General features: G+C 65.0%; 1 protein-coding gene. It reads left to right on the top strand.

Features of this window, described 5'->3' with window-relative positions; translation table 11 throughout:
* The first annotated feature begins 67 nt into the window (after positions 1 to 67).
* Positions 68 to 1,230, top strand: a protein-coding gene (locus tag NBRGI_RS03275; protein ID WP_148310674.1) for an IS3 family transposase whose coding sequence is annotated in 2 segments (ribosomal slippage) — positions 68 to 352 and positions 355 to 1,230 — 1,161 coding nt in all. Because the reading frame shifts where the segments join, the coding sequence is not laid out codon by codon here.
* The last annotated feature ends 32 nt before the right edge of the window (positions 1,231 to 1,262 follow it).

Raw genomic sequence — 1,262 nt, 5'->3', positions numbered from 1 at the left:
GGGACTGCTGCACAGGTAGGTGACAACCGATTTGGCTTGCCTTCGGGCGGGCTGGAAGGATGTCGCTGTGCCCAAGCCCTACCCTCGTGAGTTCCGCGACGATGTCGTGCGCGTCGCGCGTAACCGCGACGACGGGGTGACCCTCGAACAGGTCGCCGCCGATTTCGGGGTGCACCCGATGACGCTGTCGAAATGGATGCGCCAGGCCGATGTCGACGAGGGTGCCAAACCGGGCAAGACGTCGAGCGAGTCGGCCGAGTTGCGGGCGGCGAAACGTCGGATCCGGTTGCTGGAGCAGGAGAACGAGGTCCTCAAACGGGCCGCCGCCTACTTCGCCCAGGCTAGCCTGCCGGGAAAATGATCTACCCGCTCGTCCGCGAGCTGGCCGGAGACGGGGTCCCCGTCACGGTGACGTGCCGGGTGCTGGAACTGGCCCGTCAGCCCTACTATCGGTGGCTGGACGAGCCGGTCACCGATGCCGAACTCGAGCAGGCTTATCGGGCCAACGCCTTGTTCGACGCCCACCGTGACGACCCGGAATTCGGCTACCGCTTCCTGGCCGATGAGGCCCGCGCTGCGGGCGAGCCGATGGCCGACCGGACCGCGTGGCGGATCTGCTCGGATCACGGCTGGTGGAGCGTGTTCGGCAAGAAACGAAGTGGCAAGGGCAAAGTCGGACCGCCGGTCCATGACGACCTGGTCCAGCGGAACTTCCGCGCCGATGCCCCGAATCGGTTGTGGCTGGCCGATATTTCCGAACACCGCACCGGGGAGGGAAAGCTCTACATTTGCGCGGTCAAGGACGTCTATTCCAACCGGATCGTCGGCTATTCCATCGACTCGCGCATGAAATCGGCGTTGGCGGTCCGCGCGCTCAACAACGCGGCAGCTCGCCGCGGTGACGTGGCCGGCTGCATTCTGCATACCGACCGAGGATCGCAATTTCGAAGCCGAAAGTTCGTGCGCGCCTTGACCCGTCACGGCATGGCCGGATCGATGGGCCGCGTCGGCGCGGCCGGTGACAACGCCGCCATGGAGAGTTTCTTCGCACTGCTGCAGAAGAACGTCCTCGATCGCCGATCCTGGTGCAGCCGTGAGGAATTGCGCATCGCGATCGTCACCTGGATCGAACGGACCTACCACCGCCGCCGACGCCAAACCGCCCTCGGGCGTTTGACACCCATCGAATACGAAACCATCATGACCCCACCGGCCAGTCAGGCCGCGTGACCAAACCTGTCACCTGATCTTGCAGCAGTCCC

The organism is Nocardia brasiliensis IFM 10847, from assembly GCF_000710915.1.
GTDB lineage: Bacteria > Actinomycetota > Actinomycetes > Mycobacteriales > Mycobacteriaceae > Nocardia > Nocardia brasiliensis_A.
Note: the sequence above shows the minus strand (reverse complement) of the source record. Positions and strands in the feature narration are given on the sequence as shown.